This window comes from Calothrix sp. PCC 7507 (assembly GCF_000316575.1).
GTDB lineage: Bacteria > Cyanobacteriota > Cyanobacteriia > Cyanobacteriales > Nostocaceae > Fortiea.
Window position 1 is genome coordinate 1,324,692 of the sequence record NC_019682.1, and the last position, 23,030, is coordinate 1,347,721.

The following is a 23,030-nucleotide window of genomic DNA, read 5'->3' on the forward strand; positions in this document are numbered from 1 at the left end:
GCTGTTGTGCTGTCAATATCTTTGTACTTTTTTTAAGGAAGTATCCCCTTAATGAAAAATTCTAATTTAGAATCGCCGGAGTTGCATCTTAATTTGCAACGCTGTCGAATACCTTTTGTCAGCGATCTAACAACGACACAGGTTAGCAACATAATAAAGTTACTAGCAAAGCAAGATATCTTGGCAAAAGATGTTTTAAGGTTGGCAAAAGAAGATAATCTAAAAGTCCCATATATTTACGGAACTTTGGTATTTACCATTTCGGACACACACAAGCCAGGTAATCGCTATCGCCTTAGCGCAGAAATGATACCTAATTCATACACCAGCGCGTAGCAAGTATTGAGTACTAGTTATTTTCGCCTTCTTCATTAGTTTCAATCCCGTTGCCGGGAATCATTTATTTGAAAGCTGTCTAGAGTATTCATTAGCCGTAAACTGATTACGTTTCAATCCCGTTGCCGGGAATCATTTATTTGAAAGATTTTTGATTTAATGAGATTAACAACGGCAAATATGTTTCAATCCCGTTGCCGGGAATTATTTATTTGAAAGAGGAGCGGGACTGACCATAGAACTCCCCACAATATCACGTTTCAATCCCGTTGCCGGGAATCATTTATTTGAAAGTCTGGAGTGACTTCCACGTATCGCTGTGTCCCCAGCGGGAGTTTCAATCCCGTTGCCGGGAATCATTTATTTGAAAGCTCACCCAATTGCTGTCTGAGTTCTTCGGCTGAGTTTCAATCCCGTTGCCGGGAATCATTTATTTGAAAGCGGGATGCCATCAAGAAAGTCGAGGCTTATTTCTCGTTTCAATCCCGTTGCCGGGAATCATTTATTTGAAAGCGCTCTCGCCTTCTAGCCCCCAGGTGGTGACGTTCTGTTTCAATCCCGTTGCCGGGAATCATTTATTTGAAAGTAATACCTTTTCTACCTTCCACAAATAAGGATTTAATTGTTTCAATCCCGTTGCCGGGAATCATTTATTTGAAAGTTCAGACCCAGATTACTCCTGTTGTTTCTTGGGCGTTTCAATCCCGTTGCCGGGAATCATTTATTTGAAAGCCTTAGGGCAACTTGTCAGGCTCAACCCCCGTGACGGTTTCAATCCCGTTGCCGGGAATCATTTATTTGAAAGTACTGTGCCGCAGCCAGCGATCGCCTCCTACTGTGCAGTCCAGTGCGTTTCAATCCCGTTGCCGGGAATCATTTATTTGAAAGTTTTAATCCCAACAAAACCCGCCTCAAAAACATCAGTTTCAATCCCGTTGCCGGGAATCATTTATTTGAAAGTTTAGACTTAGACCCGGATGACTAAATATGCCATGTTTCAATCCCGTTGCCGGGAATCATTTATTTGAAAGTTGTGCATAGTAGCTGCAAAGGTTAATACACTCAGGTTTCAATCCCGTTGCCGGGAATCATTTATTTGAAAGAGAAAATTTTTCTGAGAAACAGGGGTTCAAGGATGTTTCAATCCCGTTGCCGGGAATCATTTATTTGAAAGGGGGCGGGCGTACTCCATCTCTGACTCCCGATAAACAGAAGTTTCAATCCCGTTGCCGGGAATCATTTATTTGAAAGTTTACCAACTAGGATTAGACATGCCTGATACCGATAGTTTCAATCCCGTTGCCGGGAATCATTTATTTGAAAGCAGAGTCGCGGGTTGTGTCCAAAGCAGCTTGCCCCATTGGTTTCAATCCCGTTGCCGGGAATCATTTATTTGAAAGTTAATACTTGTCATGCCGCTGACATCTCTAAGGTGTTTCAATCCCGTTGCCGGGAATCATTTATTTGAAAGTAATTAATCGTTTTACATCCAGTAAGTTTCTATTCTCGTTTCAATCCCGTTGCCGGGAATCATTTATTTGAAAGCTAGTGATGGTGGATTATTGGTATTAATAGCCAAGAAAGTTTCAATCCCGTTGCCGGGAATCATTTATTTGAAAGGCGCAACCAACTGCGAATGGTACTTTCTGGTAGTTTCAATCCCGTTGCCGGGAATCATTTATTTGAAAGTAGTGGATATCTTCTATTGAAACTGGCATCTTGAGAGCGTTTCAATCCCGTTGCCGGGAATCATTTATTTGAAAGACAAAGTCAAGGATAAATACTAATGGCAAAGGCGGTAGTTTCAATCCCGTTGCCGGGAATCATTTATTTGAAAGATATCGGATCAGCGTAGTAACCGTCAGTTTGAGGAAGTTTCAATCCCGTTGCCGGGAATCATTTATTTGAAAGTTGAATCTCTGTCTGTACCTCAGCCTCGGTCTTTTGAGCTTGTTTCAATCCCGTTGCCGGGAATCATTTATTTGAAAGATGGACATCAAGCTGAGTATGTTGTCGGCAAAGGTTTCAATCCCGTTGCCGGAAATCATTTATTTGAAAGACCCACAGTACTTTTATGCCTTCGGCTTCACAGATTTGGTTTCAATCCCGTTGCCGGGAATCATTTATTTGAAAGAAACACTCAAATCCCTGTACACAGACTTGATTTACGTTTCAATCCCGTTGCCGGGAATCATTTATTTGAAAGCCAGGTTAATGGCTCGTTTGGATTTGTGAAAGTGCGTTTCAATCCCGTTGCCGGGAATCATTTATTTGAAAGTTAAATTTTTACGCAGGGCTGACTTAACATCTTTATGTTTCAATCCCGTTGCCGGGAATCATTTATTTGAAAGTCAGAAATATATTCACGGTTAAGCGGGGTTTTAAAGTTTCAATCCCGTTGCCGGGAATCATTTATTTGAAAGTTTTTACCAGCAACTGTAGAAGAGTAGGTTCCTTGATGTTTCAATCCCGTTGCCGGGAATCATTTATTTGAAAGCCTTGCCCCTAGAGTTAATCCCAATCCTTTTTATAGTTTCAATCCCGTTGCCGGGAATCATTTATTTGAAAGCCAGAGACTGCAAGGTTATAAATTTCATCAAAAAGCGTTTCAATCCCGTTGCCGGGAATCATTTATTTGAAAGTTGACCCTACGTAGTAGACTAATGCTCGTTTGTTTACATTTGACCGTTTCAATCCCGTTGCCGGGAATCATTTATTTGAAAGAAATCTGGGCTAAAGACTTTGCTGCTCTTGGCTGAATGTTTCAATCCCGTTGCCGGGAATCATTTATTTGAAAGTCCTCAAAACCCCTTTAGCTGATCAGGTTGATACGCCCGTTTCAATCCCGTTGCCGGGAATCATTTATTTGAAAGACGCTCAGTAAAGGAAACCTGCTCAAGAAACCGACTATGTTTCAATCCCGTTGCCGGGAATCATTTATTTGAAAGGTAACTGTACGCAGCTACGGCGACCATCTATGAACAGTTTCAATCCCGTTGCCGGGAATCATTTATTTGAAAGCAAAGGACAAAGACCAAGATAGTGTATATGATACAGTTTCAATCCCGTTGCCGGGAATCATTTATTTGAAAGTTAGGAAATTATTTACGGTAAAGTGTGGTGATGTCGGTTTCAATCCCGTTGCCGGGAATCATTTATTTGAAAGTCAACCATGATTAATCCTTGCGGCATAAAGGTGGTTGTTTCAATCCCGTTGCCGGGAATCATTTATTTGAAAGTGCATCCAGTGCAAAGGTTCCGGTATGCCCTACCGGTTTCAATCCCGTTGCCGGGAATCATTTATTTGAAAGCATCCAGTCAGGGAGTAGTGATATGTCTACTTCGAGTTTCAATCCCGTTGCCGGGAATCATTTATTTGAAAGAAAGGTGACTTATAAAAAGTTCATTGCATCTATAAGGTTTCAATCCCGTTGCCGGGAATCATTTATTTGAAAGTCAAAGAATGATGGCAGAATTTGCTTATGGAGATTGTTTCAATCCCGTTGCCGGGAATCATTTATTTGAAAGAATGGCGATCGCGGAAACTGCTAATCCTTGTATCCTTGTTTCAATCCCGTTGCCGGGAATCATTTATTTGAAAGACAACATCGGGGAAATACTTCAAGAGCTAGCTACATGTTTCAATCCCGTTGCCGGGAATCATTTATTTGAAAGCTCTGCGATATCCTTGCAGAGATCAAGAGTATTAATAGTTTCAATCCCGTTGCCGGGAATCATTTATTTGAAAGTTGCTGAAGTAATTGATATGGCAGTGCAATTAGAAGGGTTTCAATCCCGTTGCCGGGAATCATTTATTTGAAAGGCTGCGGTGAAATTGTTAAAAAGACTCTATCTACTCGGTTTCAATCCCGTTGCCGGGAATCATTTATTTGAAAGTTTTCCTAGCAAGATATAAGCTAGCCAAATTGCATTGTTTCAATCCCGTTGCCGGGAATCATTTATTTGAAAGACTACCACTAAGTAGGTTATTCAAACTACGTACTTAGTTTCAATCCCGTTGCCGGGAATCATTTATTTGAAAGGTCCATATTTGCGGAGAATAGCCGCCAATTAAAATGTTTCAATCCCGTTGCCGGGAATCATTTATTTGAAAGTTTCCTTCATTAAATCGAAGTCACCATTAGAAACAGCGTTTCAATCCCGTTGCCGGGAATCATTTATTTGAAAGATAAATCTTTTTCAATTAGACAAAAGTCCTCAGCGTTTCAATCCCGTTGCCGGGAATCATTTATTTGAAAGACCCCGGATGATGTAGAGAGTTTTATTCATAGTGTGTTTCAATCCCGTTGCCGGGAATCATTTATTTGAAAGTCAGCTTTAGATGTTGAGTCTTGAGCAGCCACGGCATGTTTCAATCCCGTTGCCGGGAATCATTTATTTGAAAGATGCTGAAAATCAGCATCATCTGCTAAATTGCCTTGTTTCAATCCCGTTGCCGGGAATCATTTATTTGAAAGGTGAGCAAATTTCAAACGTGCAATAGCCATAGCGCAGTTTCAATCCCGTTGCCGGGAATCATTTATTTGAAAGTATTGTCCACTGCAGTTTGAACATCGGCTGGAACTGGTTTCAATCCCGTTGCCGGGAATCATTTATTTGAAAGTTTAGCAGGAACTTTCATACGACATAGAGGCAAAGTTTCAATCCCGTTGCCGGGAATCATTTATTTGAAAGTAAATACTTGCGTAAAAGAATCACGCATATTATCAAAGTTTCAATCCCGTTGCCGGGAATCATTTATTTGAAAGGCATTACTTGGCATCTTGCTAGTGAAATTTTGCAAGTTTCAATCCCGTTGCCGGGAATCATTTATTTGAAAGAAGAAAGTATCTTTAATACCCAGCACACAATAATGTGTTTCAATCCCGTTGCCGGGAATCATTTATTTGAAAGTCAAGTATCAACTTTGTGGCAACACTTGACGACATAAGTTTCAATCCCGTTGCCGGGAATCATTTATTTGAAAGTCATCATCTCTCTCTAGCAATGCCCTGATAAACTGTTTCAATCCCGTTGCCGGGAATCATTTATTTGAAAGGTCTTCAGACTTAATTTTTTCTGGCTCGTAAGGAGAGGTTTCAATCCCGTTGCCGGGAATCATTTATTTGAAAGCTCCTCATATTCCTCAAAAGTCTAAATCTTCTGGGCGATGTTTCAATCCCGTTGCCGGGAATCATTTATTTGAAAGAATCCTTGCTGTGTAAGGCGGTGACGGGTGATGATGGTTTCAATCCCGTTGCCGGGAATCATTTATTTGAAAGCTAAACCAACATCGGGAACTACTCTATATCTTTGTTTCAATCCCGTTGCCGGGAATCATTTATTTGAAAGGGTACTTCCTGTAAAACTTGAGAATGAATACTTTTGGTTTCAATCCCGTTGCCGGGAATCATTTATTTGAAAGTTCAGCCACATAGATATATTCATTTGAGATACTGTTAGTTTCAATCCCGTTGCCGGGAATCATTTATTTGAAAGTCGGACGTAAAAATTCCAATTTTGGACAATTTCAAGTTTCAATCCCGTTGCCGGGAATCATTTATTTGAAAGTTGATTGTAATGTGTAATATATAATTATATATTAGTTTCAATCCCGTTGCCGGGAATCATTTATTTGAAAGAACTCTAAAAAGAAATCAGATGGCTTTGGTAAAGACATGTTTCAATCCCGTTGCCGGGAATCATTTATTTGAAAGGTAGCAATCAAAAGCGGTACATTCAATACATTCACAAGTTTCAATCCCGTTGCCGGGAATCATTTATTTGAAAGCTAGGAAGCAAGGCGGCTCAACAAGGTAAATGTCGGTTTCAATCCCGTTGCCGGGAATCATTTATTTGAAAGTTCCCAGAGTAGGTTTGATGTCCATGATGTTTTCATGTTTCAATCCCGTTGCCGGGAATCATTTATTTGAAAGCTGCCACTGGGGTTGCTTCTTCCATCGCATTTGAAGGGTTTCAATCCCGTTGCCGGGAATCATTTATTTGAAAGTGTTGAGGGCTGGGGCTGTGGCACTCCCTTTCCTGTTTCAATCCCGTTGCCGGGAATCATTTATTTGAAAGTTGTATCAGCCTTTGTGGGGGCGTTATGTGCGATTGTGTTTCAATCCCGTTGCCGGGAATCATTTATTTGAAAGAGAAGCAATGTCAGCAGATGTAAGACCCGCTATGAGTTTCAATCCCGTTGCCGGGAATCATTTATTTGAAAGTCCGCCAGCCAGAAGCTAAATATAGAGCCATTCCCGCCAGCAATTTTGGCAGGTCTAATTTAAAAGTCCGTTTCCGGGATTCATTAGTAGGCTCTACATTCATACATAAAAGGCTGAAACTATTGAATTGTCAAGGTTCTGTCGATTTGGCGGGAGGTGGGGGGTTTTCGCCCGTGCTTTGCCCTGCCAAAAAATTTTACCAGCATTATATCAACATCATAGTATTATCGTCTCTTCTTGTCGAGGTTGCTCAGAACCGTAGGTAATAGTCTTACGCACCGCTCCAGCATCCAAAACATAGATGCGTACTGAATCTTCGGCTGGTTTAATCAAGTTTTCAACTTGCACCTTTAGTTTAGCAAACTGCATGGCAGTCAAAAAACATTCAAAAACGCTGTACTGTGTCCAAGTTCCATAACCGGAAAGCATTTTATGTAACTTTGTTCGCCGCTTATTCGCCGCTTTACTATCCGGCAAATCGTAAATTATGAGGTAAAACAAAGTACTCATCGCAGTGTCAGGGCTTTATAGGGAACCCCTTCTTGTAAATGCCGACTTAATAAACGTGCTTGCAATTCAATAGCACGACGATAGCTGCAATGATAGCCAAAGCTGGGATGCTTAAACTCGTCATTCATTTTTCGTTCCCATGCTTGCAAAAACTGTTTGCGTCCGGCTTCCGAAAGTCGATAAGCACCGAGATTATCAGTAAAATCATCGGGTTTAATTTCTTTATGGCTGATAACCGAAAGTATCAAATTATCCGCAACCAACGGGCGAAATTCTTCCATTAAATCGAGAACCATTGCAGGTTGTCCTCTGGTGGCTTCGTGCAAATAACCAACGTAAGGGTCTAAACCAGCTAGATGTACCGCAGCCGTTACCTGAACTTGCAAAAGTCCATAAGCAAACCCCAATAAAGCATTGACTGCATCAGTGGGAGGACGACGATTTCTGCCATTAAATGACCATTGTTCCTCAAGCATCACCGACCAAGCGGCAAAATATTCTCGTGCAGCCAATCCTTCAACCCCACGGACTTCATCGAGGGTTGTTTTTTCTTTAACTAGCTGTTTGCGAGATTTTAGGGGATTGTCTTTTTGGTCGTGGCGGTATAAAACACTATATTGATTGTGGATTTTGCCCGTCACAATAGTTTTGACAATCTCTAAACGATGTGCTGCGTCACAGTAAGCAGCATATTGTGCCAGCCGCAACTGACCATTACGCGAGTATCCCGGTAGCGCCGAACCCAAGTATTTACCAAAACCAGAAAGGTAATGTACGGGCATCCCCAATTCCAAAGCATATACTAAAGCATCGCCAGTAATCTGGGGATTCCCCATCAATACGACTTGTTCGACAGTTTGGGCGGGAACTGATTTTTTCTCCCAGTTGCCATCTTCTTGTTTTAAGGCGACTTTAAAAGCTTCCGCAGCTTTACTTAAAACTGCATCGGGTTGAGTGACGTAGAGAATAGACATGTTTTAGACCTCCAGACGTAATTTTTTGATTTCTTTTGGCAAGCAAATTTTTTGCAAGCTGCAATCTTGACACTTTTTTGGGTGGTCAATTGGTGGTGGCATTGCTTTGCCAAGTGCAGCACGCGCCGCCTGAATTGCTTGTTCTGTGGCTTGTCGCAATTCGGGAGTAAAAATTACTCGTTGGCGGCGGCGGTTGGCGTAGTAAAAAATTTCTCCGTAGGGAATGGAATCTCCGGTGCGTTCTTCTAGACACAAAGCCGCACCGCAGAGTTGAAAATGGTCGCTGAGGTGGTTGGCCATACGTCCCTTTTTAAATTCTAAAGGGATTAGCTGGCAATCTATTTCTTCTACCGCATCAATGATACCGTTAATGAGGAGGCGATCGCACCACACCCACTGATGTCGATAAATTACCTTGTCGCCTTCAACAGATTTACCTTCATCATCAACATTGCGGTGTAGATGGCGACCAATAATAATATGTTCGTTATCGGCATTTTCCCCAAGTTCGTATTCCAGAAAAAAACGACGCGGGCAATATTCCCAAGCATTTAAATAAGCTAGGGGAAGATAGTATTTTTCGTCCATTTATCTTTTCACTTTTTTTTGAATTTTGAATTCCCGATTTGCGTCTGTCCCATTCCCATCGCAGTTTTACGCCCTACCCCAGCAAAGAACGCAAAATTGGCCAAAATCGTGGCAATTCGCGCCGTTTCCGTATTACTAAATCGGTAATATACCCAACCCTGTGCCCCAACTTCCGTACCTCCTTCCATCTTCAGGGCATAGGTTTTGAGTTCGTAGGCTATCACCAAAGCATTCCATTCACAATTAGGAAGATGATATTGTTCCGGTGCAAAAATATTCCACCGCCGATGCAGCGAATTAAACACTAATTCGGGTAGCGGAAATGTCTGCACATTTTTATTTTGCTTAAAGCTAGTAGGAGATAAAAAATGCAATTCAATATCATTTAAAACCTGTGGAGGATGAGACAATAAAGCATAATCAGCCGCACCTGCTAATTGGTGCGTTCCCGGTAGTGCGTAGAGATGACGCAGTACAAACGGGAAATCTGCTAATACTAAAGACAGGGTTTCCGAACATTCAAACCCGCGCATCAACGGTTCAACTAAAGCACCATCTAATAAACTAATGCGAAAATAAAAATAATCTCCCACCCGCACCCCACCTTGACGGCGATTTCCTAACAAAGGCGAAATAGTCAATGGTGGATTTTGACTAGCATGGATAGTTTCAGCTACAGATGGGTTTGCGGCTGCTAACCATTTGAGTACCAGCGCGTGTAATGCACGAGATAAAGTAGCGGGAATATCCCCCACAGCCGCAGCCGCAAGTTCAACAACAATTGAATGTAATGTCGAACATTTATGCTGCTGCAACGACGTTTCCGGCTCCATAAAATATTCCTGTTGGTAGATAAATTTCTTCGGGTAATTGTTGACTTTGCTGTGTGGTCAACGTTGACTTAAAATCTTGCCAATCATCTTTTTTAGTGACTAAATATTCACCATGTAACTGCGCCTGACTTACCAAACTCACAGGAGGCATAACAATGCGGTTGTAAAGTAGAATTCGAGTCGAAGTTGGTAAATCTAACGGGTTTAAAGGATGCAAACAGGTGTAATCACCAGATTTATTTTGCATGACTTTATCGGGAATTTTTATCGCTTCAACTCTAATTTTTGAAGCCCATTTACCCAAACGTATCCAACGCGGCAACTTGATAGTTTCTGGGGCGATAATATAAGTACGATATTGACTACCTACAGCTAATTCTTTAGCCTTTCCATAATTAATAGGGTAATTTTTATCCGCACCTTTATCGCCAAACTGTTTTGACTTGCCATAATACCCAACTTGAGCCGCTTTAAAAGTATTAATTTGATAAGACCAACTGATAGGTTGAGCGGGGAATACATAAATTCCGGCTTGATTGAGATGGAGTAAATTTTGTTCAGCACTAATATCTAAATATGTTGGTTTTTGTGCTAATTCTCCTTGCAGTCGGTAGGGTTGAGGAATGTAATTAATAGTAAAAAGTGCAAAACTTAGCCCCCAATTATGTAAATATTTTTCAGTTTCATAGAGAATTCCCATCTCCCGCGTAGCAAAGAAAACGTTATCATGTAGCGTCAAGGTGCAGTGATATAGTGCCATAGCAACCAATTTTTAATTTTAGAAGTAGGGTGTGTTATGCCAATTTACTGGAAGAACCTCTCCCCCAACCCCTCTCCGAAGCGGAGAGGGGAGTTTTGCTTATTAGTTTTTTTTGCTCCCCCTTCCCTTGTAGGGAAGGGGGCTGGGGGGTTAGGTTTTTGATTACTGAATCGATATTCTAGAAGTGGGGTGTATTATTTACGAATTACGAATTACTTTTACCTTTCTTTTTCAAAGCTCCAAAAGATTCTGCATAGGCTTTAGTTTGTCCATATAGTGAAGTTATAGTTTCTAATAAACGCGCTTCATCTTGATAAAGTGCGTTAACTTCAGCAACTAAATCATCTAACTCTGAACCAAAAACTAGTTTTGTTTTGCGTACAGGTTCATCATTAAGTAAATTATTTGCCACCGTTTCTACCTGTTGTAAAACATCACTAATTGGAGCATCGATATCACCTTTTAAAGCATCGTGAAGTGCTTGAGTCAAATGCAAATTACTAAATATTTCACCATCGCAAAATGCAATCCCTGCAAGATAATTTCGCATTGTTCCCGTGCGCGATTCTTGAGCGCCATATCTTTTAGTGCGTAATAAATTACCTAAAACATACAGAAAGCCTTCATAAGTAGAGTCACGCAGAGTTTCTATTGTGGGAAATGTTACCTCTGGAATAACGTGATCTAATTCGTTAATACTGCTTCGCATTTCGCCAGCTTCACTCATTGTTCCACCTTCAAAGGGTGCATTGAATGTAAAACTGCGATGAGATGATTCGTAAGCACTCAAAGAAAAAGCGGAGTCAGAATACACTTTAGAACGTTCCGAACCACTATCACCGATCGCAAAGCCATAAATAATACAATCTGGACATTTTTTACAAGATTTCTCGCCATTATATTCGCAGTATTTATCTTTATTTACATCATCCGCGCTGGTAAGATTTAAACCTCGGAGTAATTCGCGTCCAGCCAGTCGTTCCGGCGTGGTTTGTTTGCGCTTAAACATTACCAAACGACTGATTTGTTTTTTGCTTTCATCTGTATTACCTAAACCCGCTTGGGTGCGTGCAGTGTTGAGAATTCCATCTGTTTGGAATACAGGAAATGATTGACTGTGACGTAACATGATGAAGTGAATATATTTCCCAGAAGCCAAGCGGGGAAATGCCGATTTAAATTCAGATTTTAAGGTTGTGAGAATAGTCATGATTTTGCTCCTGATAATTTAGATTGAGAGGGTAATAAAACATGAAAATCTAGGATACCTTTGCCGTTTTCTCTTGCAAAGCTAACCAGCGATAAGCGAATTCAGCACCCGATTTAATCCGGTTACGGTTCTCTTGTAATAAAGCGCGATCGCCTTTATAAAGTTCCAAAAATAATTCGCGCACACAGGTTGTCATAAACGTATGAATTGCAGTTAATTCCCGTTCTTCTCGTGTAATTCTATCTGTTGATTTATCCATCATTAAAGGACGTTTATAAACTTCTTGACGCGCCAAAGCATCTTTGATTTGTCCAGAAGCTTGCAAAATTAAATCATCTACATCAACTTGTTGGGGAACTGACAAAATTATTTCCAATGCTTTAGATAGCGGTAGTAAGATTGTGTGACTAGATTCGCCAAGGTTTGCTTGATAGAAGACGCGATATTGTTTTACCAATTTTTCAATTAATGTCATCAGATAAACTCCTTCATTTGTTTCTGAATTATCTTGTTTTACCCAAATTTGGGCATATTGCCAATAACGTTTAACTTCTTCTTGACTAGGTATATCTCGTTTATCACGCCGCAATCCTTCTGTTGCTAAACAAAAAATATTGAGTACATTTGTTGTCACCTCCCGGACTGTTTTAATTAAATCTCGCCACTTAGCATCTGGCGGCGAACTGCGAGTATCTAAATGCAAACTGTAGGCAATTAAAAGCCGTTGCATAGCATTTTCAAAATCCTGAATCCGCAATGAATTAGATAATCCCAGCAAGTTCCAAAATGACGCAGGTGCATCGAGAATTACAGACTCTTTAAAGTCGCGATCGCTGTTATAAATTGGTACAGAACTACTAGTAGCTATGACCTTAACTCCTAGTAATATAGGCAGCGATAACGCTAAAAAAGCTGGTTGTACCCAAGCATCACTGAGTGTTTTACCCCTTGTTGTGGTGTAACTCATGGCGATAAAAGGCAAATCTTCTTTATTGTATTTATCCTCATGAAAGCGTCCTAATTTAGCTTCATCAGTTAACCAAGAAACTGATTGTAAAGCATTAATATTCATCTCCTTATCTAGCCATTGCTTACGAACATCCCAAAGATTGATAAACTTCATATTATTGACCAATAATTTGATAGCAGCAGCCGTCTGTGGAGAATAGACATAAGCAGGGAAAATATATAAAAATATTGGCTGTTGTTCTTCTAACTTCCCTGCTGGTACTGACCAAAAAGCTTGTCGCAATAACATTTCTAGAGCATATATTTTGGAAATTCCCCGTTTAATTTGTCTACCACCAAGGGCATTTTTATTACTATATTGCTGCGGTTTAAATAAAACTACCGAATCCATCTGATCTTCAGATGGAAACTCACCAGAACTTAAAGAACAAATTGGTTGTTTAGCTAGCTTTGTTTTAGCATCAGCATAAGCTGTAAACTCTGCATAAAATGACGGCTGATTACTTTCCCATCCTTTAACTTCTAAATATTGCGCTAAATAATCAGAGAACATCTCACGGATCGGACTAGAATGTGAAGGTAGTAAGTTATTTTCACTTGCCCAATTTGCTAAATCTTCCGCCCAAATTTCGATGCGTTCTGAAATATCTTCTGGTTTGAAAGTTGGGTGATTCGCAACATAATACGCTGCTGCATGATACCAGCCATAATTTACACCACCCGATTGAATTTGGGTTTGTTCGGGTGAAATTTTGTCTTGAATTCCTAATTTATTCAGTATCCAATTGATATATTCACTTGAATCACCAAAAAATTCTTTTTGAGTTAGAAAAATAAATTCGGCAATTCTATCAGCGCGAATATCCGCACCTTGATTGAGAAATTCTCTCTCAGTTTCAGTTAAAGATAATTTCTCTAATCGTTTGGGGGTTGCAGGATCTTTTATATTTGCTACCTTGACCTCAATTACCCGTGGTAGCTTAGGAATTAGCTCGGATGGGGAAAATAACTCTAAAGTTTGTGGTGCTACCTTTAAACCCTTCCCATCTCGCTTAAAACCAATATCTCCACCCAACATTTTACTGCCCAAAACTCCGCTAATTTGACTCCAAATAAATTCTTGGAGTTTGTGAATATCTGGAGTTTCAATATCTGCTGGTGCGAGATAAATTACACCTTGAGCAAAAAATAAAATTGGCTCCCAATTTAGTTGTTTAGCAAAGTTCATTGTGGCATTATGAATACCATTACTCAAAATACCGATGGTATCTCGCAAGCGATGATAAACCAAACTTTTATTAATATTTAAATACCGCAGTCTTTCCCGCAGTCGTTGTCCTCCAGTTTGTGTATCAATATCTGCTGGATCGGTAAAATGTACCGCAATATCGCCAAAAGCAAGCAGATGACGCAGGGGAACTTCTAAACGGCGACGATCTTTAATTTTAGGAATAGGCCAGTTAGCTGGGTAAATATTTGTGCCGACTTTGTTTTGGGTATTTTGTGCTAAGTAAGCAATTTCTGTTAAATACTCCTGCCATTCTGACCAAAATAATTCAAAGTTTAGTTTTTCTCCTAAATCACGGCAGAGATTAAGAATTTTTTCGACTTCCCAATTTTTCGGTGTTTCTTCTCCTTGTCCGTTGCAATATTTGTTGTAGTCGTGCAGAGTTAATCCTAAGCAGAGTAGATATTTTTCAATTTCTGATAAAGGTTGAGGTAAATATTTACTGATGTTCCAAGCTGTAAGTAAGCCATTGAGAACGTGAACTAGTAAATTTTGGTCGGCACGATTTGACCAATTTTGTGCTTTTTCTTGAGCATAGGAGTCGCCAAGTTGAGATAATATTTGATAATGTGCTTCGTAAGAACCACCCAAGGCTGAAATTAAGGAAAATTCTTGTTCGAGGGATGGTAGTAATTTTTCGATATATAAATGCAGAATTGGGTCTGTTTCTTTGGGGAGAGTTTCTAGAAGTAGGGTTTGGAGTAAGGTGGACATAATTTTTTTTAAACGCAGAGGGACGCTGAGGGAAGCGCAGAGGTGCGCGGAGGGGAATTTTAAAAGATGGAAGATTCAAAGCGGGTACTGGTGAATTTTTTTAACCGCCATTTTAAAGCTTCGAGAAGTAATGCGTCTTGATTAAATGCACAAGCATAAGCTTCTTCGCTTGCATCAACTAAACGATGTAAACCAAAGAACGGACTGAGACTAAGGGTACGGGTCACTTCCCAGTGGCTACTTAATTTATTTTTGTTAACTGGCACTAAAAAAGTAAGTAGTTTCTTTTGCCGTAAACAAGTAACCACGTCAGATTGAGGATGTCCAATTAAGCTTAATTTATCTATCAAACAAAGTTCGCCAAACTTTAATTCGCTACTTGGACAATTTGATTGCAAACTAATATTATTAATTCGCTCGTTAACCCATGACTGAATGCGAAGATAAACGTTGATAAAATCTTCAGGGAATTCTTCTTCACCGCGTCCTGATTTATTAGCTGCATTTAAAAATGTCTCGCGGTTAATAATTTCTACCAGTGCATAAGGTAATAATCGCAGTAAATCATAAGTGTAAAAGTTTTTATCATCCCAAACCGCAGCTTGTAGGGTTGAACCTCCGCGAAAACTTAAAAGTTGTTTTTGGGTGGCTTGACCAACGGGGTTATTTTGCATTGCAAACCACTGTTTACGTGCTGATTCCAAATCTTGAGAATATACGCGTTGTAAGTCTTCCGTCATGCGATCGCGCACTACTTGACTAACCTTTCTATTCTCTTGAGTCATCCGTGAAAACATCCCCTGTGCTTGCAATGCACCCCAACGCTGGCGATATTTTTCAAACTCCTTGGGGGGATCAAATGCAGTAGCGATCGCATCTGCTAAACTATCTCGCGTCACCGTCTGATTGACACTAAGTTTTTCTTGCAATCTCGCCATCACCCAAGGAGTATGACTCGGAACCAAAATAAATGCTGTATACGCCTTAAAACCGGGATGTCTACCCAAGCGTCCCAAACGCTGCATCACCGTCGCCGAATCACTGCTTTCAAAAATCAACAGGTGAATTTTAAAATCCACACCCACATCAACCGCAGATGTACCCACAACTAAAACAGGTTGTTCAGCGTCTTTCAAGTCACTTTGCACCTGTAATCTTTGCTGGCGATCGATGCGTCCGCTAATTTCTTGAACAATCACCCCTGGTAATAAAGCCTTCAGCAAACGAGTCACCTGTCCAGCTTTCGCCACCGAATTCACAATAATCAATCCCCTCGCTTTTGACTCCGCATTCAGAATTTGCTGAATGGTGGGAATCATCTCTTTTAACCATGTCTGCGTATCTGCATCCTTGGCTAATTCCACAAACTCTAATTCCACAGCTTGCAGAATTTGGCGAAATCCAGTTGTTTCCTCACTTGCATAAACTCCCTCAACCGTAGCCACCTTAAAACCTGTTTTGCGTAATTGTTCGATAAAATCAGCTTTTGGCGTTGCGGAAGTAAACAAAAACCGTCTGGGACGAGATTGATTTTCTTGGCTGCGACGAATGAAAGCCAAACTATTTAAAGCAGCAGTTTCTTGATGACTACCAAAAATATGAAACTCATCAAACACCCACAAATCAGGCCATTCCGCCAATACCAACGGTAGTCTATCTCTACCATCAGCCGGATCAAAATATTGAAAGTGAGTGATGTAATGGAAAATATCAGGATTAGTCAGCAAAATTGGTTTTTGTTGAATCGCCAACAGCAATTCTTGAAACTTGTTACTCTTAACAGCTTGCTTAACCCGCCGACTTAATTCCGCACCAAATAAACGGTCTACTCGTTGAGAAGCATCCAAACCAAACAGCTGATTGTAGTGATATTGTTGTTCAGCTTGGTCTTCCACCAGTTCGATTGTGGGATACAACCCCATAATCCGAAAATCAGGATTGATCAGTCCTGGTAAATTTGCACCCAGCGTTTTACCATCACCAGTTGCAGCTTGATTACAGATAATATCTGCATCTCCATGTATAATTTCTTTATAAGTTTTCGCTTGGTGCGATGATAGAGGACAAGCACATCCGAGCGGTGGCTTGAGATTGGGAGCCTTTTGAGCAACAATACATTTAGAGGTACACCCAAGGGGACAATTCTCAACTCCTGAGTTGAGTTGAGAGTAAAGAGGTTGTAAAAAAAGCTTCACCTTACTTACCCTGTGTTATTGCACCCAGTTTAGTACTGGTTTTGGGAATGTTGTAGTCAAAATTTGATATCAATGTTTTTTCTTTGCTTGACCGTGGATAACTTTTGTAAAGTTACATTTTGTCGCAGTGAGAAAATAAGCTTATAATCTGAACCAGAGCTAAATTTTTGGCATGGGAAAGCACGGGCGAAAACCCCCCACTTCCTGCCAAATCGCCAGAACCTTGACAAATCAATATTTTCAGCGTTTTGAGCATTCTTGGTTTAGCTGTAACCAACGGCTGAAATGGATTTTTAAAACAGTCCCGCCAAAATTGCTTTTAGAACTTGGTCTATAACTGGGTTGTGGCTCGCTAGGCTTTCAATTAAATGAAACCCGGCAACGGGATTGAAACCTTTCGTTGCTTCTCTATCTTTTCAACCGTTCATCTAACTTTCAATTAAATGAAACCCGGCAACGGGATTGAAACAAGTAATCTACTGTGTACGCCGCTAATCGGTCAGCTTTCAATTAAATGAAACCCGGCAACGGGATTGAAACTTTTATTGTCTGGCATTACTCCTCAGAAAGCTGACCTTTCAATTAAATGAAACCCGGCAACGGGATTGAAACTAAGACTCGCTATTAAGCTTGTTAACCGTGTAGCTTTCAATTAAATGAAACCCGGCAACGGGATTGAAACTACTGTTTTCCCAGAAATAAGTGATAACAAATATGTATTAACTTTCAATTAAATGAAACCCGGCAACGGGATTGAAACGCTGCTGATGATATGCCTGGGTTATATATAGATGGTCTTTCAATTAAATGAAACCCGGCAACGGGATTGAAACTACCCTTCGCGTTAAGGGTCTATTGGTGGCTATAGGGCTTTCAATTAAATGAAACCCGGCAACGGGATTGAAACAGCCGAAAGAGCGTATATATCCACACGATAGACTAGCCTTTCAATTAAATGAAACCCGGCAACGGGATTGAAACTCTTTTTACTAATAAGTAATACTTCGCAATCTGAGAACTTTCAATTAAATGAAACCCGGCAACGGGATTGAAACATAACAATTGATTTAGCTGTTATCAGTACTAGCTGCACTTTCAATTAAATGAAACCCGGCAACGGGATTGAAACATCTTTACAGAATCTTCATGAATAGATTCATCAAGACTTTCAATTAAATGAAACCCGGCAACGGGATTGAAACGTTGTCGGTTGTGCCCGTGGCGTTGATGCTTTCTTCTTTCAATTAAATGAAACCCGGCAACGGGATTGAAACCTGACTTTTCGTGATTCGTAAGAACTACAGCAAATACTTTCAATTAAATGAAACCCGGCAACGGGATTGAAACTTTCGGCTTGTAAAGAGTTTGCAAAGATAGCCCGTACTTTCAATTAAATGAAACCCGGCAACGGGATTGAAACTAGTGAAAAAAATATTTAGGATTTTATGACTGAAACTTTCAATTAAATGAAACCCGGCAACGGGATTGAAACCATTCTTTACTGGATGATAAAGCAAAGCAAGCGGCTTTCAATTAAATGAAACCCGGCAACGGGATTGAAACATGTTTCCCCCCATGAGTATTACTATTAGACCACAGCTTTCAATTAAATGAAACCCGGCAACGGGATTGAAACTAAACTCCTCTTCTGCCTGCTGTTGTCGCTTTGGGACTTTCAATTAAATGAAACCCGGCAACGGGATTGAAACTACAGCGTTTTTCTCTTCCTCTGTTTGGACAAGTCTAATCTTTCAATTAAATGAAACCCGGCAACGGGATTGAAACGATATACGCACCAAAAAAATATTGCATGTTAAATCATCTTTCAATTAAATGAAACCCGGCAACGGGATTGAAACTTTGGATAACCATTCATGGGCGCGATCGCCCATCAATCTTTCAATTAAATGAAACCCGGCAACGGGATTGAAACTGGTCATACCCGTGTACCGTACTAGCACAAAACTCGACTTTCAATTAAATGAAACTTGATAATAGTTATATCGTCCGGTGTTAGTCGAGATAGTACTAGCACAAAACTCGACTTTCAATTAAATGAAACCCGGCAATTAAGGGTTTCCCATATCTCAACTTGGGCAACCCTTATAGCGGTTCTCGGTTGTATGCAATACAAGGGGCGGGATCTCCCTGCCTACAGTTCTGTACGAATAATTACTTCAATCGTTTAGGTGTAATGGCTTCAGTTAATTTAGCAGGTAGGATTGTTTCTTTGATATCTATCTTTTTCGGGATGACCTTTTCTTCAAAATAGAAATCAGCAACCCGTTGTTGTTCAGCAATAATTGCAGGTGTCAGTTTTCTTAACCGATAAGTACGTCGGCGCGCCACCTTTTCTAAAACATCCTCCTCTATTTTTAATTCAGGTGCAAAGGCCTTAGCAACTTCTTTGGGATTCTTATCAGCCCATTCGCCTACCTTATCTGCTTCCTCTAAAAACACTCTTGCTAATTCCGGATTTTGGGTGATGAATGAACGTCTACCAAGATAAAACCCTCCCAGAGTGTTAATTCTCGCTGCATTTCTCAGATTACGAATAGGGATAATTTTTTCCACAAGGGCTAAAAACGGATCACCACCCACCCAAACTTCAACCTTATCTTGAATAAAAGCATCACGGGCTTCAGATGGAGTCAAACCAACGACTTGCACATCGCTAATTTTTAACCCCACCTCTTGTAAGGCTTTCGCTAATAAATAGTGTGCATTTGACCCTCTCTGAAAAGCCACTTTTTTCCCTTTAATATCTGCTAATTTCTTAATAGGAGAATTAGCTCGGACCACAATACCTTGACCTAAACCACTGCTGGGTACACGTCCAGCAATGTAAATCACTTCTGTTATCCCTGCTGCTTGAGAAAATATTGGCGGCGTTTCTCCCACAGTACCAATATCAACCTTACCTGCATTCATTGCTTCTATTAATTGCGGCCCAGCAGGGAATGGCCCAACCCAATTCACTTTGACACCCAATGCTTGAAAACGTGGCTCAACAACTTTTTTTACTTTGACAATATCTCCAGATGTTTGATATGCCAAGTTGATGACTTTAGAACTAAAACCAGGTTTTGTTTGCGCTTGAGTGCTTTGCACTAAACTACTGGCTAAAGGAGTTGATAGGGCAAATAACCCCACTACTGAATATTGAACAATATGCTTTAACAATGTACGGCGTTGTGGAAAAAATGGTGTTTTCATGGGAGTAATATTTTAATTGAATCAAGAGGATAAATTGAGAATTATTAATGCATTCATAACCAGATTTAATGCATTACGAATAACCCTGCAAAATTTTCTGTTTTTTGGTGCAAAAGTAGATGAAGAGAATGAGAAGAAAGTTTTCTCTCCTCTCTCTTCATTGTTAATTTTCACTGGGAATTATATTTCCCTACAATTGCTTCAACCGTTTAGGTGTAATAGCTTCATACTGTTTAGAATCAAGCAAGAAGTCCTTGATATCAAGCTTGCGGGGGATGAGTTGTGCTTGTAAATATTCATCCGCGACTCGTTGTTGTTCACGAAGAATAGAAGACGTCAGTGGTCTTAACCGAAAAGTGCGTCGGCGTGCCACAGTTTCTAAAAGAGGTACTTCTAGTTTCAACTCAGGAGCCAAAATTTTAGCGACTTCACCTGTGTTCTTTTCAGCCCATTCTCCGAGTTTATCCACTTCTTCTAAAACCACTCGCACCACTTCTGGATTTTGGGTAGCAAACTCACGCCTTGCTAGATAAAATCCCCCTTGGGTAGATATTCCTGCTGAATCTCTAATCACACGAGCGCCAGCATTTTTTTGTACATAAGCAAACGCTGGGTCCCAAACTGCCCAAGCATCAATTTTCTTCTGTAGAAATGCGTCACGGGCTTCAGCTGGAGTCAAGCTAATGGGTTGAATGTCGCTATATTTTAACCCTGCTTCTTTCAAAGCTCTCAGTACTAAATAATGTGCAGATGACCCCTTTTGAAAGACGACTTTCTTGCCTTTAAGATCAGATACTTTCTTAATCGGAGAATCTTTCTGAACTATGATAGCTTGGCTTTCACCTCTGCTGGGTTTACGTCCAGCAATATAGACAAGTTGTGCGCCTGCAGCTTGAGCAAAAATTGGTGGTGATTCTCCCACACTACCAATATCAACTCTATTTGCATTCATTGCTTCCAGGAGTTGCGGGCCTGCTGGGAAGGGTACCCAATTCACAGAAACACCCAAGGCTTTGAGACGTGGTTCTATAGACCCTTTAATCTTGACAATATCACCAGAGGTTTGATAAGCCAAGTTAACTACTTTTGTATTAATTCCAGGTTTTGTTTGCGCTTGGGTACTTTGTAAAAAACTACCTGCCAAGGAAGTTGATAAAGCAAACAGCCCTAGTGCTGAATATTGGACAATCCGCTTTAAGACTGTGCGACGTTGTGGAAGAAATGGTATTTTCATAGTTGCAATATTTCAAGTACAGTTCTAGTCTTTTGGAGACGTAATAAATTACGTTTCTATGTATTAGATAAAGAGCCTAAAAAGAAAGAGTATACCAAAAAAGTCGATTTTAACTGCTGTCAAAGTCGAGGTAGGCATAATATTTCCCAATTTAGTAATTGTTGATTTGATTAAACTACTTTTTGGTTAGTACCTCTGACGGAGTAATTTTGGCGTATTCTTCAGGTGTCAAAAATCCGTCTCTAACATTTACCTTCTTAGGGATTAGTCCCAAGCTGAACCATTTATCTGCAACTTCTTGTTGTTTTTGAATAATTTGCTCAGTAATGGGAACTAATGCAAAATCATATTTGGAGTGCATAACCTCTAGGGTAGGTGCATCAACTTGAGTTACAGGAGCAAGTATTTGGGCTAACTCTTTAGGATGGTTTTTCGCCCAGACTTGCTCTTTTTGTAGTTCTTCTAGAAAAACTTTGATAACTTCTGGATTTTCTTGATAGAACTTGCGTGTGGTGGAATAGTAGTTGTTAGTATCTCGCAAACCATTACCACCATCTATCAAAATACGGCCCACTTTCTTCTGCTCATTTCTGGTAACAAACGGTTCCCAAATAAACCAAGCATCAACTTTATTTTGACTAAATGCCGCATTAGCATCTGGTGGTGGCAAGAAAACTGACTCAACATCAGTGAGTTTTAGTCCTTCCTTTTCTAAAGCTCTGAGTAAAAGGTAATGTCCGATAGATGCTTTTTGAAAAGCAACTTTTTTACCTTTTAAATCTTTGACTTTTTTTACTGGAGAATTGACAGGAACTAACAGCGAAATTGCTTTGCCATCAGTAGAATTAGCGGCTAAATATACTAGAGGTACACCTGCTGCTTGTGAAAAGATAGGGGGCGATTCTGCTGTTGATGCAATATCAAGTCCACCTGCATTTAGAGCTTCTAGTTGTTGTGGCCCAGCTAGAAATTCTGGCCACTCTACCTTGTAACCTAGAGATGCTAATCTTTTCTCTAAAATACCCTTTTTTTCTAAAGAAGCAAGTGCTGTAAGTTGTTTTGAGCGAACTACCCGCAACACTTTCTGATTAGTAGTAGGCTGCTCAGATTTTTTCTCAGTGCTATCAGGTGAAACAGTCGTTTGCTGGGCAGTATTTTGTGGTTGACTGCAGCTCGATAGAGTAGTCGATAATACTAAACAGTAACCAAGGGTGAACAATAGAGAGCGACGAGTTATTCGCGGACGATTCCAGAATTCAAGTTTCACTTTTAAACCTTGCATGAGTTGGCTCACTTCTTCACATTGGGATGTTTAGAACAAGTAGGGATAATCGGGGCGTAAAGTTCAATTTACCTATTGGCATCTAGTTTGATTTTTGAAAAAAATTGGGGAGCATCCCGTTTTGGCGGATCGCCCACAGACTAGAAATCTGGGGCTATACAAACTAAACCCGCACTTCGGCAGAGCTTCAATGTCCGCCTGCGCGGACTACCTTGCGTTCATCTGCAAAGCGTCTACGTTTGCGTAGCCGCGATTTCCTTTTCTTTCGGTGTTTCTTCCAAAAGTGAATGCTCCCAAAAATTGAGCATCCTTAGCTTACCAAAACCCGGATTTGGTGGGCATTGCCCACCCTACTAGCTTGCTACTAGCTTGCATTTCAAAAATCAAATGGTAGCCCTATATATCTGAGTGGCTGACAGTCTATAGGGGTATATTCCGCCTAGTTTTTATGCTTGGAATGTGGTTGATATACTCTCAAATAAGTATCTTTGATTCAACCAAACTGTTCTTGATTATTATACATTAAATTCTTACAAAATTGAACATTCTTTGTTCTATAAAATAACAATTTTAATTTTTTTATATTAAGGTATTACTATTTTTAATAGAATTTTCCAAAAAATGTGTTGATAAATACTGACATATAGGAATCCGGTTTGATTTCTGAACAAAATTAGGTATTGGTAGGGTGCAT

12 protein-coding genes and 2 CRISPR repeat arrays are annotated in these 23,030 nt (G+C 40.2%); of the genes, 1 reads left to right on the plus strand and 11 read right to left on the minus strand.

Annotation, left to right across the window (positions count from 1 at the left end; translation table 11 throughout):
• Positions 1 to 51 precede the first annotated feature (51 nt).
• Positions 52 to 336 (plus strand): hypothetical protein, encoded by a 285-nt coding sequence (locus CAL7507_RS05910; RefSeq protein WP_015127536.1) that lies wholly within the window; start codon positions 52 to 54, stop codon positions 334 to 336.
• A gap of 38 nt (positions 337 to 374) precedes the next feature.
• A CRISPR array of direct repeats spans positions 375 to 6,563; the repeat unit is 37 nt; unit sequence GTTTCAATCCCGTTGCCGGGAATCATTTATTTGAAAG.
• 216 nt (positions 6,564 to 6,779) lie between these two features.
• Here CAL7507_RS05910 and cas2 read toward each other — a convergent pair.
• From cas2 to CAL7507_RS05965, 11 genes are all read right to left on the minus strand, one after another.
• The gene (gene cas2, locus CAL7507_RS05915) at positions 6,780 to 7,073 is read right to left on the minus strand and encodes a CRISPR-associated endonuclease Cas2 (RefSeq protein ID WP_015127537.1); all 294 of its coding nucleotides are present in this window, start codon (positions 7,071 to 7,073) and stop codon (positions 6,780 to 6,782) included.
• Positions 7,070 to 8,047, minus strand: coding sequence for a type I-D CRISPR-associated endonuclease Cas1d (cas1d, locus tag CAL7507_RS05920; RefSeq protein WP_015127538.1), 978 nt, complete (start codon positions 8,045 to 8,047; stop codon positions 7,070 to 7,072). Before cas1d ends, cas2 begins: the two co-directional genes overlap by 4 nt.
• A gap of 3 nt (positions 8,048 to 8,050) precedes the next feature.
• Positions 8,051 to 8,635, minus strand: coding sequence for a CRISPR-associated protein Cas4 (cas4, locus tag CAL7507_RS05925; protein WP_015127539.1), 585 nt, complete (start codon positions 8,633 to 8,635; stop codon positions 8,051 to 8,053).
• 8 nt (positions 8,636 to 8,643) lie between these two features.
• Complete coding sequence (gene cas6 / locus CAL7507_RS05930; RefSeq protein ID WP_015127540.1) at positions 8,644 to 9,468, minus strand: CRISPR system precrRNA processing endoribonuclease RAMP protein Cas6; 825 nt, start codon at positions 9,466 to 9,468, stop codon at positions 8,644 to 8,646.
• Positions 9,437 to 10,228 (minus strand): type I-D CRISPR-associated protein Cas5/Csc1, encoded by a 792-nt coding sequence (cas5d, locus tag CAL7507_RS05935; protein WP_015127541.1) that lies wholly within the window; start codon positions 10,226 to 10,228, stop codon positions 9,437 to 9,439. Before cas5d ends, cas6 begins: the two co-directional genes overlap by 32 nt.
• A 205-nt stretch (positions 10,229 to 10,433) precedes the next feature.
• Positions 10,434 to 11,438 carry a type I-D CRISPR-associated protein Cas7/Csc2 gene (gene cas7d / locus CAL7507_RS05940; protein WP_015127542.1) on the minus strand — a complete coding sequence of 335 codons (1,005 nt, stop codon included), beginning with the start codon at positions 11,436 to 11,438 and terminating at the stop codon, positions 10,434 to 10,436.
• A gap of 49 nt (positions 11,439 to 11,487) precedes the next feature.
• Positions 11,488 to 14,409 carry a type I-D CRISPR-associated protein Cas10d/Csc3 gene (cas10d, locus tag CAL7507_RS05945; protein ID WP_015127543.1) on the minus strand — a complete coding sequence of 974 codons (2,922 nt, stop codon included), beginning with the start codon at positions 14,407 to 14,409 and terminating at the stop codon, positions 11,488 to 11,490.
• A 59-nt stretch (positions 14,410 to 14,468) separates the two neighbouring features.
• The gene (gene cas3, locus CAL7507_RS05950; RefSeq protein WP_015127544.1) at positions 14,469 to 16,604 is read right to left on the minus strand and encodes a type I-D CRISPR-associated helicase Cas3'; all 2,136 of its coding nucleotides are present in this window, start codon (positions 16,602 to 16,604) and stop codon (positions 14,469 to 14,471) included.
• 357 nt (positions 16,605 to 16,961) lie between these two features.
• A CRISPR array of direct repeats spans positions 16,962 to 18,685; the repeat unit is 37 nt; unit sequence CTTTCAATTAAATGAAACCCGGCAACGGGATTGAAAC.
• Between the two features lie 91 nt (positions 18,686 to 18,776).
• Positions 18,777 to 19,820, minus strand: a complete 1,044-nt coding sequence (locus CAL7507_RS05955) for an aliphatic sulfonate ABC transporter substrate-binding protein (RefSeq protein WP_015127545.1) — start codon at positions 19,818 to 19,820, stop codon at positions 18,777 to 18,779.
• 190 nt (positions 19,821 to 20,010) lie between these two features.
• Positions 20,011 to 21,054, minus strand: a complete 1,044-nt coding sequence (locus tag CAL7507_RS05960) for an aliphatic sulfonate ABC transporter substrate-binding protein (RefSeq protein WP_015127546.1) — start codon at positions 21,052 to 21,054, stop codon at positions 20,011 to 20,013.
• A gap of 175 nt (positions 21,055 to 21,229) precedes the next feature.
• Entirely contained in the window at positions 21,230 to 22,336 is a 1,107-nt protein-coding gene (locus tag CAL7507_RS05965) for an aliphatic sulfonate ABC transporter substrate-binding protein (protein ID WP_015127547.1), read from the minus strand.
• Positions 22,337 to 23,030 lie beyond the last annotated feature (694 nt).